This is a genomic window from Brevibacillus sp. RS1.1, from assembly GCF_013284365.1.
Taxonomy (GTDB): Bacteria; Bacillota; Bacilli; order Brevibacillales; family Brevibacillaceae; genus Brevibacillus; species Brevibacillus brevis_D.
In genome coordinates this window covers 37,023-52,276 of record NZ_JABSVA010000002.1, presented here as the reverse complement: position 1 = coordinate 52,276, position 15,254 = coordinate 37,023, and the positions used below count along the sequence as shown (strand labels likewise).

General features: G+C 48.1%; 15 protein-coding genes. 12 read left to right on the top strand and 3 right to left on the bottom strand.

Annotation, left to right across the window (positions count from 1 at the left end):
• The first annotated feature begins 139 nt into the window (after positions 1 to 139).
• The 8 genes from dnaJ (at position 140) to HP570_RS05765 (ending at position 6,796) form a co-directional block, all read left to right on the top strand.
• Positions 140 to 1,267 carry a molecular chaperone DnaJ gene (gene dnaJ / locus HP570_RS05800; RefSeq protein ID WP_173625161.1) on the top strand — a complete coding sequence of 376 codons (1,128 nt, stop codon included), beginning with the start codon at positions 140 to 142 and terminating at the stop codon, positions 1,265 to 1,267.
• Positions 1,268 to 1,366: 99 nt separating this feature from the next.
• Positions 1,367 to 2,308 (top strand): 50S ribosomal protein L11 methyltransferase, encoded by a 942-nt coding sequence (prmA, locus tag HP570_RS05795; RefSeq protein ID WP_064202878.1) that lies wholly within the window; start codon positions 1,367 to 1,369, stop codon positions 2,306 to 2,308.
• A gap of 18 nt (positions 2,309 to 2,326) precedes the next feature.
• Complete coding sequence (locus tag HP570_RS05790; RefSeq protein ID WP_173625160.1) at positions 2,327 to 3,085, top strand: 16S rRNA (uracil(1498)-N(3))-methyltransferase; 759 nt, start codon at positions 2,327 to 2,329, stop codon at positions 3,083 to 3,085.
• Positions 3,086 to 3,187: 102 nt separating this feature from the next.
• On the top strand, positions 3,188 to 4,546 hold the full coding sequence (gene mtaB / locus HP570_RS05785; RefSeq protein WP_012685744.1) for a tRNA (N(6)-L-threonylcarbamoyladenosine(37)-C(2))-methylthiotransferase MtaB: 1,359 nt from the start codon (positions 3,188 to 3,190) through the stop codon (positions 4,544 to 4,546).
• Positions 4,543 to 4,971: an NUDIX hydrolase gene (locus tag HP570_RS05780; RefSeq protein WP_017247721.1), complete on the top strand. Its 429-nt coding sequence runs from the start codon at positions 4,543 to 4,545 to the stop codon at positions 4,969 to 4,971. The genes mtaB and HP570_RS05780 overlap by 4 nt, the downstream gene beginning before the upstream one ends.
• A 4-nt stretch (positions 4,972 to 4,975) precedes the next feature.
• On the top strand, positions 4,976 to 5,641 hold the full coding sequence (gene deoC, locus HP570_RS05775) for a deoxyribose-phosphate aldolase (protein WP_173625159.1): 666 nt from the start codon (positions 4,976 to 4,978) through the stop codon (positions 5,639 to 5,641).
• A 101-nt stretch (positions 5,642 to 5,742) separates the two neighbouring features.
• The gene (locus HP570_RS05770; protein WP_012685747.1) at positions 5,743 to 6,138 is read left to right on the top strand and encodes a CidA/LrgA family protein; all 396 of its coding nucleotides are present in this window, start codon (positions 5,743 to 5,745) and stop codon (positions 6,136 to 6,138) included.
• On the top strand, positions 6,131 to 6,796 hold the full coding sequence (locus tag HP570_RS05765) for an LrgB family protein (RefSeq protein ID WP_173625158.1): 666 nt from the start codon (positions 6,131 to 6,133) through the stop codon (positions 6,794 to 6,796). Before HP570_RS05770 ends, HP570_RS05765 begins: the two co-directional genes overlap by 8 nt.
• Here the strand turns inward: HP570_RS05765 and HP570_RS05760 are convergent.
• A complete protein-coding gene (locus HP570_RS05760; protein ID WP_012685749.1) occupies positions 6,762 to 7,745 on the bottom strand; it encodes a Na/Pi cotransporter family protein in 984 nt (327 codons plus the stop codon). The two genes, HP570_RS05765 and HP570_RS05760, sit on opposite strands and share 35 nt — an antisense overlap.
• Before the next feature lie 90 nt (positions 7,746 to 7,835).
• Here HP570_RS05760 and HP570_RS05755 point away from each other — a divergent pair, with 90 nt between their 5' ends.
• A complete protein-coding gene (locus tag HP570_RS05755; protein WP_173625157.1) occupies positions 7,836 to 9,131 on the top strand; it encodes a class I SAM-dependent rRNA methyltransferase in 1,296 nt (431 codons plus the stop codon).
• Positions 9,132 to 9,195: 64 nt separating this feature from the next.
• On the opposite strand, the gene HP570_RS05750 is transcribed toward HP570_RS05755, so the two are convergent.
• Together HP570_RS05750 and HP570_RS05745 are read right to left on the bottom strand one after the other, a co-directional pair.
• Positions 9,196 to 9,384 carry a DUF4177 domain-containing protein gene (locus tag HP570_RS05750; RefSeq protein ID WP_016742618.1) on the bottom strand — a complete coding sequence of 63 codons (189 nt, stop codon included), beginning with the start codon at positions 9,382 to 9,384 and terminating at the stop codon, positions 9,196 to 9,198.
• Positions 9,385 to 9,484: 100 nt separating this feature from the next.
• Positions 9,485 to 9,976, bottom strand: a complete 492-nt coding sequence (locus HP570_RS05745) for a hypothetical protein (protein WP_012685752.1) — start codon at positions 9,974 to 9,976, stop codon at positions 9,485 to 9,487.
• 234 nt (positions 9,977 to 10,210) lie between these two features.
• Here HP570_RS05745 and HP570_RS05740 point away from each other — a divergent pair, with 234 nt between their 5' ends.
• The 3 genes from HP570_RS05740 (at position 10,211) to HP570_RS05730 (ending at position 15,253) form a co-directional block, all read left to right on the top strand.
• Positions 10,211 to 11,338, top strand: coding sequence for a D-alanine--D-alanine ligase (locus tag HP570_RS05740; RefSeq protein ID WP_173625692.1), 1,128 nt, complete (start codon positions 10,211 to 10,213; stop codon positions 11,336 to 11,338).
• A gap of 215 nt (positions 11,339 to 11,553) precedes the next feature.
• Complete coding sequence (locus tag HP570_RS05735; protein ID WP_173625156.1) at positions 11,554 to 13,359, top strand: IucA/IucC family protein; 1,806 nt, start codon at positions 11,554 to 11,556, stop codon at positions 13,357 to 13,359.
• Positions 13,360 to 13,384: 25 nt separating this feature from the next.
• A complete protein-coding gene (locus HP570_RS05730) occupies positions 13,385 to 15,253 on the top strand; it encodes an IucA/IucC family protein (RefSeq protein WP_173625155.1) in 1,869 nt (622 codons plus the stop codon).
• Position 15,254: the final 1 nt, after the last annotated feature.

Genomic DNA, 15,254 nt, shown 5'->3' with positions numbered 1-15,254 from the left:
TGTGAGGGGAGAGATTTCTTCCCTCACTTCCCACGATGTGACCCATGAAAGTCAAAGTCACGGAATGCTGACTTTGACTTTTTTTCAAGTCTGTCACATGCTATGATAACAGTTGACTGTCATGGGAGTGATGTAGGAGATGAAACGTGATTTATACGAGGTTCTGGGCGTAGCCAAGGATGCGGACGCGGATGAAATCAAAAAAGCGTATCGCAAGCTGGCACGTCAGTACCATCCGGATGTAAATAAAGAGGCTGACGCGGAAGAAAAGTTCAAAGAAGTTAAGGATGCGTACGACATCCTGTCCGAGCCACAAAAGCGTGCGCAGTATGACCGTTTTGGTCACCAAGACCCGAATCAGGGCTTCGGTGGCGGAGGGTTTGACGGATCAGGCATGGGCGGCTTCGGAGATATCTTTGACATGTTCTTCGGTGGCAACGGCAGACGTGCGAATCCAAATGCGCCTCGCAAAGGATCTGATCTGCAATTTGGCCTCAGCATTGACTTTATCGACGCGATTTTTGGAAAAGAAACCGACGTGGAAATTCCAAAAGAAGCAGAATGCGATACATGCCTTGGTTCTGGCGCGAAGCCTGGTTCCGGTGTCGATACATGTAAGACTTGTAGTGGTACAGGACAGCAAGAAGTGGTGGCGAATACGCCGTTCGGCCGAATCGTCAACCGCCGTGTTTGCTCGACCTGCGAAGGCAAAGGGAAAGTTGTCAAAGAAAAATGTTCAACTTGCCGTGGAAGTGGACGTGTCAAGGTACGCCGCAAAATTCATCTCAACATCCCAGCAGGTGTGGACGATGGAGCACAATTGCGCGTAACAGGCGAGGGAGAACCGGGTGCAAATGGTGGACCTCCTGGAGATTTATACGTCGTATTGCGCGTGAAGACCCATGAGTTTTTCGAGCGTGAAGGAAATGATATTTACTGTGAGGTTCCGCTTACTTACGCACAGGCAGCACTTGGAGATGAGATCGAAGTGCCGACTGTCGACGGTCGCGTGAAGTTGAAGATCCCGGCAGGTACTCAAACAGAAACATTCTTCCGCTTGCGTGGAAAAGGTGTTCCGCATTTGCGTGGAAACGGCCGCGGTGATCAGCATGTGAAAGTGCGCGTTATTACGCCGACCAAGCTGAGCGATAAACAAAAGGAATTGTTGCGTGAGCTCGCCGAACTGTCTGGAGAAAAGCCAGGACAGCACGGAGGAGAAGACGAAGGCTTTTTCGAAAAAATGAAACGGGCATTCCGCGGCGAGTAATCCGTCGCGGTTTTGTCCGCTTTTTGCCTAAAGTTTCATGTAGCGAAGTCGATTAAATGAAAAGCCCGATTGGGAGCTTATGTGGGGAGTGGTAGATTCGTGAAATGGTCAGAAATCAGTATCCATACTACAGCGGAGGCTACGGAGGCGGTGTCAAGCCTCTTGTATGAATTGGGTGCCAATGGTGTCGTAATTGAAGACCCGGAGGTGCTCTATCGTGAGTGGGATACCCCCTTTGGCGAAATCTACCAGCTTTCTCCTGATGATTTTCCGGCCGAGGGCGTATTCGTTAAAGCATACCTGCCGGTTGACAGCAGCGAGCTGCTAGACGTTGTAGAAGAATTGAAAGAGCAGCTGGCGCAGTTGATCGAGTACGGTTTGGATATCGGCAAGGCATCGATTGCTGTAAACGATGTCCATGAAGATGAATGGGCCCACGCCTGGAAAAAATACTACAAACCGGTTCATGTATCCGATCGCATGACCATCAAGCCAGTATGGGAAGAGTACGTGCCGAAGCATCCAGATGAGATCATTATCGAAATGGACCCAGGTATGGCATTTGGAACAGGTACACATCCAACGACCATTCTTTGTCTGCGTGCACTCGAGAAGTATATGGCAAAAGGCGATCAGGTGTATGATGTTGGGACAGGGACAGCAATTTTGAGTATTGCTGCCATCAAGCTCGGAGCAAAAGATGTGCTGGCGATGGACTTAGATGAAGTCGCTGTGCGCTCTGCACAGGCCAATACCGAACTGAATGGTGTGCATGAGCATATCAACGTGAGACAAAACAACTTGCTTGACGGCATCGAGGAGCAGGTGGAAGTGGTCGTGGCTAACATTTTGGCTGAGGTCATCGTGCGGTTCACTGACGATGTATTCCGCGTGTTGAAGCCAGGAGGGACCTTTATCTCGTCAGGTATTATTGCTGCGCGTGAAGCGGATGTGAAAGCGGCGTTGGCGGCTTCAGGTCTTGAGATCGTGGAAACCATTTTCATCGATGACTGGGTAGCAATTGTAGCAAAAAAACGATAAAATAGTGGGGTTGACGAGATGCAACGATATTTTGTCGAGCCACATTCCTTTACTGAGAATGAGCTAACGATTGTCGGAGACGACGTACACCATATCGTAAATGTAATGCGTGCTCGGGAAGGCGAAGAAATCATCGTTTCTGATGGAGCGGGCAGGTCAGCACGGGCCAAGCTTGTCTATCTTTCTGCCAAGGAAGTACGGGCAGAAGTAATGGAAATGCTTGAAGAAGAGCGAGAACTGCCGATCCGGGTCACAATTGGTCAGGGGCTTCCAAAAGGCGAGAAGCTGGAGTGGATTTTGCAAAAGGGGACGGAACTTGGGGCGTACTCCTTTTTCCCGTTTTCTTCTGAGCGAACCATTGTAAAGCTGGACGCCAAAAAAGAAGCGAAAAAACTGGAGCGTTGGCGCAAAATCGTTAAAGAGGCTGCTGAACAGTCTCATCGTGCTGTTTTGCCAGAGCTTTTATCTCCTGTTTCATTTCGTGAGATACTTGAAGCTGGCCAGTCGTATACGCATTGCGCAATTGCTTATGAAAAAGAGGGCAGTACCACGATTCATCAAGTGTTAGAAGAGATGACTGAGAGTGATTCACTTCTCGTCCTCGTTGGACCGGAGGGAGGCTTCTCTCCTGAGGAAGTGGCCCAAGCAGAGAGCAAAGGGTTCCTGACAGTTTCCCTTGGCCCGCGTATTTTGCGCACGGAAACAGCAAGCCAGTACGTTTTGGCCTGTGCTTCCTATCAGTTTGAACGAAAGGCTTCATCACTTCGCAAAGGATGAGCAGGAACGAAACGGTTATGACCGTTTTCGTTGACCGCAAGCGGTCACATCCACTTTTATGAAAAACGGAGAGACGTTTTTCACACAAAAGGAGGAATGGCAATGTCTACCGTTGCTTTTCATACATTGGGCTGCAAAGTAAACAGCTATGAGACAGAGGCCATCTGGCAATTGTTCAAGGCTGACGGCTATGAGAGAGTCGACTTTGAACAAGAAGATGCAGATGTTTACGTGATTAATACTTGTACGGTTACGAATACGGGAGATAAGAAGAGCCGCCAAGTGATTCGTCGTGCGATTCGCCGGAATCCTGAGGCGATCGTTGCCGTAACGGGCTGCTATGCGCAAACCTCTCCAAGTGAGATTGCGCAAATTCCCGGTGTAGATATCGTAGTTGGTACACAAGGACGCGAGAAGCTGATCGAGTACGTGGATCAAATTCGCGCAGAACGCACGCCGATCAATGCCGTAGGCAACATTATGAAAGCTCGCGACTTCGAAGAGCTGGATGTTCCTAACTTCACAGATCGCACACGTGCTTCCCTCAAGATTCAAGAGGGCTGCAACAACTTTTGTACGTTTTGTATTATTCCTTGGGCACGCGGTCTGATGCGTTCCCGCAAACCGGAGAGCGTCGTCGAACAGGCCCAAAAGCTGGTGGAAGCGGGCTACCTGGAAATTGTTTTGACTGGGATTCATACAGGTGGATACGGCGAAGATTTGGAAGACTACAATTTGGCCAAGCTGTTGATTGACCTTCATCAGGTGGAAGGCCTCAAGCGCATCCGCATCAGTTCGATCGAGGCAAGCCAAATCACCGATGAAGTGATCGAGGTCATCAACAACTCCGATCGTGTCGTACGCCATCTGCATGTACCGCTGCAAGCGGGCGATGACGAAGTGTTGAAGCGCATGCGCCGTAAGTATACGACTGCTGAGTTTTACGAAAGAATGGTCAAAGTACGCGAAGCATTGCCAGGAGCAGCGATTACGACAGACGTCATCGTAGGCTTCCCGGGTGAGACAGAAGAGCAATTCTGGAACGGATACGAGTTTATGAAGAAAATCGGTTTCGCCGAGATGCACGTATTCCCGTACTCCATGCGTACAGGTACACCAGCAGCGCGTATGACGGATCAAATTCCTGAAGAGGAAAAGAACGAGCGCGTTGCGAAGCTTCTGGAGCTCAATCAGGAACTGACCTTGGCATACTCCAAGAAATTCGTAGGGGATGTACTGGAAGTCATTCCAGAGCGTCCGTTTAAAGAAGCACCTGATAGCGGTCTTCTGATGGGCTATTCGGACAACTACCTGAACGTCGTCTTCCCTGGCGATGAGAGTATGATCGGCAAGATTTGCAAGGTCAGACTGGATGAACCAGGCTCGGAATACTGCAAAGGGACTTTTGTTCGCGTAGTGGAAACAGAGGCGCTGCCTTACCTGAAGGAGCGAGCTATATGAGGGAGATATCGGCTGGGGGCGTTGTATACCAGAAGCAAGACACAGAGTACATGCTCCTATTGATTGAAGACCGCTATGGCAAAGTAACACTCGCAAAAGGGAAGCAGGAGATGGGCGAGACCATCGAAGAAACGGCTCTGCGCGAAGTTTTGGAAGAAACAGGTGTAGCCGGACGATTGGGATCCAAGCTCGACATGATCACCTACGTGTATACACATCCAGTGACGGGCGAATCCATCGACAAAGAAGTCCATTATTATTTGGTGGAAGCTTACAACACGGAGATCACCGTGCAGCTAGAGGAAATCAATGATGTCCATTGGCATTCTGCAAAGGAAGCCTGGGATTTGCAACTGCAACGGGGATACCGTAACAATGACAGCATTTTTCGCCTTGCATTCGAACAATTAGGGATAGAGGTGTAGTTCTATGAACATGAACAAATATATCGACCACACGCTGTTGAAGCCTGATGCTACACAAGAGATGATTGACAAGCTGTGCCAAGAAGCAAGAGAGCATGACTTCATGTCTGTATGTGTAAACCCTTATTGGGTAAAACGCTCTGCTGAACTCTTGGCAGGTTCTGAGGTAAAAGTGTGCACGGTTATCGGTTTCCCTCTGGGAGCGAGCACGATCGAATCCAAAGCAGCCGAAACCCGCGATGCGATTGCAAACGGAGCGACTGAGGTAGATATGGTACTGAACGTAGGTGCCCTGAAATCCGGTGACCTGGAAACTGTCAAAAAAGACATCGCTGCTGTGAAGCAAGCGGCTGGCGATATTCTCTTGAAAGTGATTCTGGAAACTTGCCTCTTGACCGAAGAAGAAAAAGTAGTTGCGTGCAAGCTCTCCGTAGAGGCTGGCGCTGATTACGTAAAAACCTCCACAGGATTTTCAACAGGTGGAGCAACGGTTGAAGATATCGCCCTGATGCGTAAAACTGTAGGACCAAATGTAGGTGTAAAAGCGTCTGGTGGCGTTCGTGACGGCGAAACAGCGGTTGCGATGATCGAAGCAGGCGCGAGCCGTATCGGTACGAGCTCCGGTGTTTCCATTGTAACAGGAGCAAAAACAACAGGCAGCGGATACTAATATCAAAGAAAAGCCTGGCCGAGGTAAGGCCGGGCTTTTTCCGTCCTGCATGCTGAAGTTCCTATAGAGAGAGGATAGGGAGCGGGGAGGAGATTAGCAAAATGAAATTTGTTAAAGGAATCGTCATCCTGCTGGCTTTTTATGGGGTAGGCGTAGCTGCGAGCAAATGGCTGCATATTCCCCTGCCCGGGAACCTGGTGGGAATGCTGCTATTAACACTGGGACTGTGTATGGGATGGATACGAATGGATTGGGTGGAACAAGCGGGTACATTTTTAATTAGACACATGTTGCTCTTTTTCGTACCGATCATTGTCGGAGTTGCTTCCTATTTAAACGTATTCACACAAAACCCATTGCCAATCATACTATCGATGGTTCTCGGTCCATTACTAGTCATGCTTGTGACTGGCGTGGTTGTGCAATGGTATATGAAGCATCATAAACAAAAATCAGAATCGTCCTTGCCGCAAGAGGGGAGGACTTTGGATGCTTAGTCCATTTTTTGCTATTTTAGTATCGATAGCAGGGTACAAAGGCGCAACCATGATCAACGCTCGATTCCAACGATTGCAGCCTCTTTTGGTGGCTGTGATCTTGGTCTGGACTATGTGGTGGGCATTTAGCGGTGATTGGGAGGCGTTTGCTGCCGGAGGATCGTGGATTTCCTTTTGGCTCGGTCCTGCAACAGTGGCACTCGCTATTCCGCTGGCGAAACAGATCAAGGAATTTGCTCATATTTGGCGCGGTGTGTTGCTTGGTGTATGTGCAGGCTGTGCTGTTGCGATCTTCGTCGTTATGGGGGTTCATTGGTGTCTGGACTCAGATGAGCTCGTATACAAAAGCATGCTCAGCAAATCCGTGACCACCCCCATTGCGTTGGAGCTGAGTCGTTCCATAGGCGGGGAGCCTGCACTTGCAGCCTTTTTTACCGCGCTGACAGGGATGGTCGGTGTCATGATTGCCCGTCCTGTTCTCAAATGGGGAAAAATTACTGATGATTGGGCAATCGGGATCGCTATCGGTACGAGTGCACACGCCATTGGTACGGCTAGCTTGAACCGCGTTTCCCCTGTTCAAACGGCAGCCTCAAGTGTCGCAATGATCGTGGCAGGCGTCATTACTTCCATCTACTTGATACCATTTTCTTTCTAAAGGTGAGGTCAGTAGGACGACGCTTATCAGGGATCAGCCATTGAATAAACCGGGCTATTTGCGGCACGAATGGAAGCGCTACTAGAGAGCAGACGAGATTGAAGATCGTCTGTGAATGGGCGATTTGCATAGAAGGACTATCCGTTAAAAAGGCACTGACGAGGGCAAGCTGGGAAAGAAACGGTAAAAAAACAATCGCGCCTGCGACGTTGAAGAGCGTATGGCACCATGCGACCTGCTTGGATGCCGTATTCGTGCCAATCGCAGCGATGACAGCAGTAAAGCAAGTTCCGACGTTCGCACCCAATACGATGGCGAGAGCCGTTTCCATCGAAAGAATTTGATGACTGAGAAGGCCCATCGTGATCACGGTTGTAGCGGAACCGCTATGAATGAGCGCGGTGAAAATGACCCCGGTAATCAAACCGATCCAGATGGAATGGCTGCTCTCCAGAAAAAGCGAACGAAACGTCTCAGACTGCTCCAAAGGCTTCGCCATGACTTTCAATGTATCGATGCCGAGGAAGATCAGTCCGAAGCCGGCGACGACAAGACCAATGCAACGAATGTTTCGGCGCGGCATCAGCCAAAGGGCCACTCCGATGAGAAGCATGGGGATGGCAAAAGACTCGAGCTTGAGCGCAACCAGCTCCGTTGTCACGGTCGTGCCCAGATTGGTACCTAAAATGATGCCAACGGTTTGTGTGAACTGGATGATACCTGCGTTCGTCAGCCCAATCGTCAGGACGGTTACCGCACTGGAGCTTTGCAAGACAAAAGTAGCGAAGAGACCAATCCAGAAGCTATGGAGTGGGGTGCGAGTAAAGCGCCCCATCCATTCTTCCATTTTTTTGCCGGCGAGGTTTTGAAAGCCGGAGCGCATGGCATACATACCGAAAAGAAAAAAAGTGAGCCCAAAGGTAAAAGGGGCGAGGATGGAGACTATCACAAGATACGTTCCTCCCTGTCCATTTTTAGCAAGTTACTATAACGCTATGCCTGTACTAGGGCAAGCATGACAAAGAGGAGGAATGGCTGCATGGCACGTGTGCTATTGAATCAACATCGGAAAAAGCGGCTAGAAGTAGGACATCCGTGGATTTTTCAATCAGAGGTATTAGAAATTCAAGGGGATGTAGAACCAGGTGAAATCGTCGAGGTCACCAATCACAAAGGACATTTCTTGGCAAAGGGCTACATCAACCCAGCTTCACAAATGATCGTGCGCATTTTGAGCTACGACCAAAAGGAAGAGATCGACTACGACTTTTTCTTGCGGAAAATCAAGGAAGCGGCAGAATTCCGGACGAGATTTGTGGACAACCCACGGGCTTGCCGTGTGATTTACGGGGAAGCTGACTTTTTGCCTGGCCTCATCGTCGATCGCTACGAGGATACATTGGTTGTTCAAGTCCTCTCATTGGGGATGGAGAAGCGCATCGATTGGATTCGGGATGCACTGGTAGAGGTATTTGCTCCGACTGGTATTTATTTGCGCAATGATGTACCTGTCCGTGAACTGGAAGGGCTCACACAGGGCAAAGAGGTCCTGTACGGAGAGTGTCCGCGTGAAGTATTGATCGAAGAAAACGGATTGAAATACTATGTGGATATCGTAGAGGGGCAAAAGACGGGCTTTTTCTATGATCAGCGGGAAAATCGCGCCTCCATCGCGCCATTGATGAAAGGCTGGGGCCAAAAGCACGGCATTTCCCTGACGAGCATGGAAGTAGACGGCGAGACAAAGCAGGTGCCTGTAGACAAGCGGGGGAAAGTGGTCAAAAATCCGTTTTGGGATGGCGCGGAGGTATTGGAATGCTTTACACATACGGGTTCCTTTACCCTGAACGCATGCAAGCACGGTGCGAAAAAAGTAACAGCCCTCGATATTTCCGAGCACGCTATTGAAACAGCGAAGCGAAACATTACACTCAATGGCTTCTTGCATCGTGTTGATTTTGTGGTGGCGAATGCGTTTGATTACTTGCGTGAAAATGTAGAGGCAGGCAAGAGCTGGGATGTAGTTATTCTTGACCCGCCAGCGTTCGCGAAATCGCGTGGAGCAGTGAAAGGCGCTTGCCGCGGTTACAAAGACATTAACTTAAACGGAATGAAGCTCGTTCGTCAGGGCGGCTTTCTCGTTACCGCATCTTGCTCGTACCATATGTCGCCTGAGCTGTTCCTGCAAACGATTCAAGAGGCAGCGGTCGATGCGAAAAAGATATTGCGCCTGATTGAATGGCGAGGAGCGGGCAAGGATCACCCGCAAATCAGTGGGGCTGATGAGGCTCATTACTTGAAATTTGCCATCTTTGAAGTAAGAGATCGTCGATAGAGAAAAAGAAAAACAGCGTCCGCATTAAAACGGCGCTGTTTTTCTTTTCAGCTTTTAGTCTGATTTAAGAAGTTGGTTTTTCAAAAATCAATTCGAAGTATTTGGCGATACCATCGCCCCCGATGCTTGGAGCAAAGATTTGCACCAAACGCCAGCCTTCCTTGGCGTGCTCGTGGACAACGGTCTGATAATCTTCTTTTGGTTGGCGTCGAAAAGAGGACAGCTCAACTCGGACGAATTTGTATTCAAACATGTTCTTTCCCCCCGCTTGTATCGTCTCTCTTTTTATACGCGCGACGAGCGGAAAGAGTTGCACAAAGAATGTGAATCATTTCGAATGAAGAAATAAGTGCTCATGACAATTGCTTGTCATTTTTTACACGCCTGACGAGATCGAGTGCCTCCTTGAACCCCAGCTCCTTGCCTAAAAAGACTTGTCCTTCGGCGGGGGTAGAAGCGCGGGCCTGGCTTAAGTTCTGAAGTTCATGGGTCAAGAGATGCTCGACCAGATATAGCTGTACCTGACCAATTTCCCGTTCGCTTTTCCGATCACGCTCCTTGAATTTAGCCCGCTGTTGACTTTCCTCCACATACTTGTCAATATCATCCTCCAAAAAATGCGAGGCATTGCAGATGATATGGCGGTAGTCATCCGTCTTAGAGGGAATGGTACGGATGGTGTGACCGAGATGGGCGAGGAGAAATTTGTTCAAGACGATTGGGTCACGGGTGTAGTTGTTATGCAGCAGGGAATATTCCCCCAAAAAAGAACCGCTGTCCTTATCATAGCTGTGCAATAAAGTGTAAGAAGAGCAGTACGTGCAGTACAGTAAATAATCTCTCATGGAAATCCCTCCAAAAAATAGCTCCATGACAGGAATTTTATTTATATGGTATGAGAAAAAACGTGAGCAGGTGATACTTGCTTCTCTTGTTTTTGGCGTTTGGTTTGTGTATGCTAAATGACGGGCTCGGCCCGGTAAATAGAGCAGATGTTGGGCTTTTGCATAGCATAGGAGAGAGTAGAAACTGGGTAGACTCTCCGGGTATCGTACGGAGGGGAAAGGAGCATGACACAGATGGGAAATCAAAAGATTCGACTGGGCATTATTTATGGAGGAAAATCCTCAGAGCATGAAGTTTCATTGCGTACGGCCATGTCCATTATGCAGGCTGTAGATGCAAATAAATATGAGGTAACCCCTGTGTACGTTCAATTGGATGGCTCTTGGGTGACTGGAGAAACACTGGCAGGTCAACTGCCGGATAAGATCGAAGCGTTGCGCTTATCGGCAAAAACACCAGATAGTAACGAGGCAACAGAGACAGGGCAAGAGCTGGCAGTAACAAGCAAGTCAGGATCGTTGTTTGCCATGAATGAGCAAATGGATGTTGTTTTCCCTGTGGTTCACGGACCATTTGGCGAAGATGGGACGATTCAAGGACTGCTAGAATTGGCGAATATCCCGTACGTGGGAACCGGAGTAATGGCTTCCGCTGTCGGAATGGATAAATGGATGATGAAGACCGTCTTTGCACAGGCTGGACTACCGCAAGTGAAATATGTAGGCTTGCTGCGCTCTCAATGGGAAAAAGGCCAGGACGCTGTCATGGATCGGATCGAGCGTGAACTCGGCTATCCGTGTTTCGTCAAACCAGCGAATATGGGCTCCAGCGTAGGGATTAATAAAGCGAAAAATCGTGAGGAACTCAAGCACGCATTAGATGTAGCTGCCAAATTCGACCGCAGATTGATCGTGGAAGAGTTCGTTCAGGTTCGTGAGTTGGAGATTGGCGTTTTGGGGAATGAAGAACTGATGACATCTGTCGTTGGGGAAGTCATTGCCGCTAAAGAATTTTACGATTATGAAGCCAAGTACAAAGGGGCGGGAACAGAGCTCTCCATTCCTGCCATCGTTCCCGAGCATGTATCCGAACAAATTGCGGAAATAGCCAAGCAGGCATTCCAAGCACTCGATGGCTCTGGCCTTTCCCGTGTAGACTTTTTCTGGGATGAAAAAAACGACAAACTCTATATCAACGAAGTGAATACGATGCCAGGCTTTACGCCGTTTAGCATGTATCCAATGCTCTTCCAAGCTGCGGGTGTGGGCTACAGCGAGCTGATCGATAGTCTGGTACAACTCGCTATGGAGCGACATGCGGATAAAGGTCGCAACGTCGTAGATGCGGAAGAGTTGGAGTAATCATGAGAAAAAAGATGCTGATGAATAGGCATCTTTTTTTTGTGTGTGGATGGAGGAACGAATTTCGGCCTGCGTATCTCTTTTAACTGTATCCGATGAATATTATCACTTGAAATGAGAATGATAATCGTTTACATTATACATGGGACGTTTTACCAGTTATGTAAGTCGCAATGCTTGAATAAAAAATTGGATCAAGCAAGAGGAGAGGTAACATGTTCGTAGTCAAGCATATCGCAGAGCATGCAACGATGCAGAGCTTTCTCAATTGTTATCTCCGAGAAACAGGTAGGGGCGAGTGGATCAATCGAAAAGACGAGATTACGAAGCAGCTAACGAAAATCATAAAGCCGAGTTCAACAGGTATGTACCTTCATTGTGAACTCCCGCATCAGGGGATTTCCCTCTATGTCAGTGTCAAATATCATTCCGTGACAGGCAGGCATTTGTTTCATTACCCAGCATGCTACCGAAGTGGTGACTGCACTCGTTTCGTTCAGACGGACTATTTGACATTAGCGGTTCTTTTGATCAAAGAACTAACGCTCCAGCATGGGGAAAATGCAGTTCCGGATGAATTAGTCTTGCGGATGATTCAAAGTTGCCAAAGCATTGAGAAATTTGTTCGGACGCGCCAAAGTACTACCGAGATGTTATATGGCGTGGAACAAAGCTTCATCGAAGCAGAGCAGGCGCTTTTGTTCGGTCACTTGTTCCATCCAACGCCGAAGAGTCAGCAAGGAATTCCTGAGGCCAAGCAAGCGTTGTATGCACCGGAGTGTTGCGGGAAGTTTCAACTCCACTTGTTTGCAGCCCATCCATCGATTGTTCATGAAAAATCTAGGCAAAAAGAATCCGCTACGCAATTACTGAAGGATGAGTTTCCTTCGATAGCTGATGTTGATCCATCATTTTCAATCGTCCCGATTCATCCGCTCCAAGCAGAATGGTTGCTCGAAAAGGTAGCTGTACAATCCTTGATCCGGAAAGGGTTGCTTCTATACCTAGGGCCAGCGGGTGAGGAGTATATGGCGACATCTTCTCTTCGAACGGTTTATCATCCTGAGAAGAAATACATGCTCAAGCTGTCCGTCCCAATCAAAGTTACGAATTCATTACGGATCAACAAGTTAAGTGAAATGGAGATCGGTTTAGAGGCGAAGCAACTTTTTGAAACAGGGATCGGGGAAGTAAGTCGCAAGTATCCGGGCTTTGGCTTTATCTCTGATCCAGCTTACATCACGATCATGTTGGAGCATGAGGGAGAAACGGGATTTGAAGTAATCCTGCGTGATAATCCCTTTATGGGGAGGAATGCAGAACAAGTCACGCAAATCGCGGCACTTGTGCAAGATCCACTTCCTGGCTACAAGAGTCGGTTGGCAACGATCATCCACCATCTAGCACAAAAGGAAGGCAAGGCACCGGATGTAGTTAGTCTGGAATGGTTTAAGCGGTATGTAGACATTTCATTGAAACCAATGGTATGGCTATATCTGAAATACGGAATCGGCCTGGAAGCTCATCAACAGAATAGTGTTGTCACGCTCAAAGACGGATACCCCGATCAGTTCTTTTATCGTGATAATCAAGGCTACTATTTCTCAGAATCGATGCAAGAAGTATTAGAGACAGAATTGCCTGGGGTTGGCAAGGCGAGTAGGAACATTTACAAAGACCATCTTGTCGATGAGCGAATCACCTATTATATGATTTTTAACCATATGTTTGGACTCATTAATGGATTTGGAACGGAAGGTTTAATTGACGAACGGATCTTATTGGCAGAGATGCATGAGGTTTTGACGGAGTTTTTACCTATGAATCGAGAGGCGTCGAAGTTTCTAGAGAATCTACTTACGCGCGAACAGCTTCCGTGTAAGGCGAATTTGCTCACGCGCTTCTATGATTTGGATGAATTAACCCAACCGGAAGAGAGATCATCTGTTTTTGTTTACATAGATAATCCTTTAGCAAAGGTAAAGCAGACCGAAAAGGCAGGGCTGCATGCTTTTGGATAGCTTGAAGAGACTTGGAGGATAAGGTATGGAGTTAACAATACAAGATTTCTCGATTGAAGTGGCACTTCACTCGACACAGTACGTGCAGGTGAGAAGAAGGGTGTTTCGACAATGCATCGAGTCTTTGTTCTATGAGGGAATTGTGATTCCTGAGTCCATCCAAGAGGGTGATGAGACGATTTATACCCTACATGGGCTTGATGAGGGAGATCTGCCTGTTCGCTATCGTTGCCGGGGGCGGAAGAGTGCCAGTTTTGGGCTGGTACGTTTAGGGAAGGATCCCGTTACTCGTGTTGCTTTCGATCAAAGCGGAGTCGCACAGCAAGAATCAGAAGCGATATCCCTCACTCGTTTTTTAGTGGAAGTCTTCCGAATGAATACGGTAGATGAACAAAGACTGAAGCTATTTGCCAATGATCTGGAGCAAACGTTGTTAAAGGATACATTGGCTCAATACTATCGGGTGCAAAATGATATTCGGATGCAGGGCAAATCGTACGATGAGCTGGAAGGGGATTTGATGGACGGTCACCCTTACCACCCTAGCTATAAATCACGTGTTGGATTTACCTACGTAGATCATTTTGCCTATGGTCCTGAATTTAAGCAGGAAGTTCATTTTCTATGGCTAGCGATACATAAGCAATATTCTCAAGTGTCCATTGATCAAGGGAAAAATTTCGATGACCTTCTTTTGGATGAATTAGGTCGAGACCAAAAAGAAGCCTTTCAACAAATCATCGTCAATCATGGATGCGATCCGGATCAGTATGCCTTCGTTCCTGTCCATCCTTGGCAGTGGCGTAATCATATCGTGCCTGGATTCCTGGACGATATCCATCGCAAAGAGATCATTGTGCTAGGCGTAGGCTCTGATGGTCATCGTCCACAACAATCCATTCGCACCTTTGCTAACAAAAGTAATCCGCATAAACCGTATCTGAAACTCTCGATCAACGTGGTGAATACCTCAGCGGCACGTCATCTCACCCCGCACTCACTGGCAAGTGCACCCATTGTTTCGAGGTGGCTCAAGGAGATTACGGACGAAGATGCGTATTTACGAGACGTGCAAAAGGTGATCATGCTCCAGGAGTTTGCGGCAGTGGCATACGATCCTCCCCCTGCTTCTGAACTTGTGGAAATGGTTACCTTCGGAGTAATTGGGTGCATGTGGAGAGAAAGTCTCATCCCTCATCTCGAAGCGGGAGAAGATGCGGTTCCTTATAACGCATTAGCGGCAGTAGAGGTGGATGAGGTGCCGTTCATTGATCGCTGGATTCGTGAGCAAGGGCTAGAGAATTGGCTTGTGCGATTATTGGAAAGCAGTGTACTGCCAGTCGTTCATATTCTGGTGAAACACGGAATTGCCATGGAAACCCACGCACAGAATATGATCCTGGTGCATCGGGATGGTGTTCCTACTCGGGTAGCATTGAAGGATTTTCACGAAGATTTGATTTTTTGCCAACCGTTCTTGAGCGAGCCAGACAAATGCCCAAACTTCGCGGAAGTGCATGAATATTACGCAACGAAGCCCGACGATGTGATGTTTCACATGAATGAAACTTCAACAGTCAGAGATTTGACGTTAGAGACCTTGTTTCTGATCAATCTGGGGCAACTCGCACGGCTATTGGAAGAACATTACGGATATGCCGAAGAGCGCTTCTGGGAGATGGTCGTTCAGGTATTGGAGGGGCACCAACAAAGATTCCCGGAATTGGCGGAGCGATTTACGCGATTTGATCTGTTTATTCCAAGCGTGCAAGTAGAGAAATTGACCAAGAAAAAGCTATATACAACGACCGAGAACTATCATTTACATGAAGTTCCCAATCCTTTGTTCGAGGCAAGGAAAAGGATTCATTCCATGGCTGTGGGAGGTTACTAGC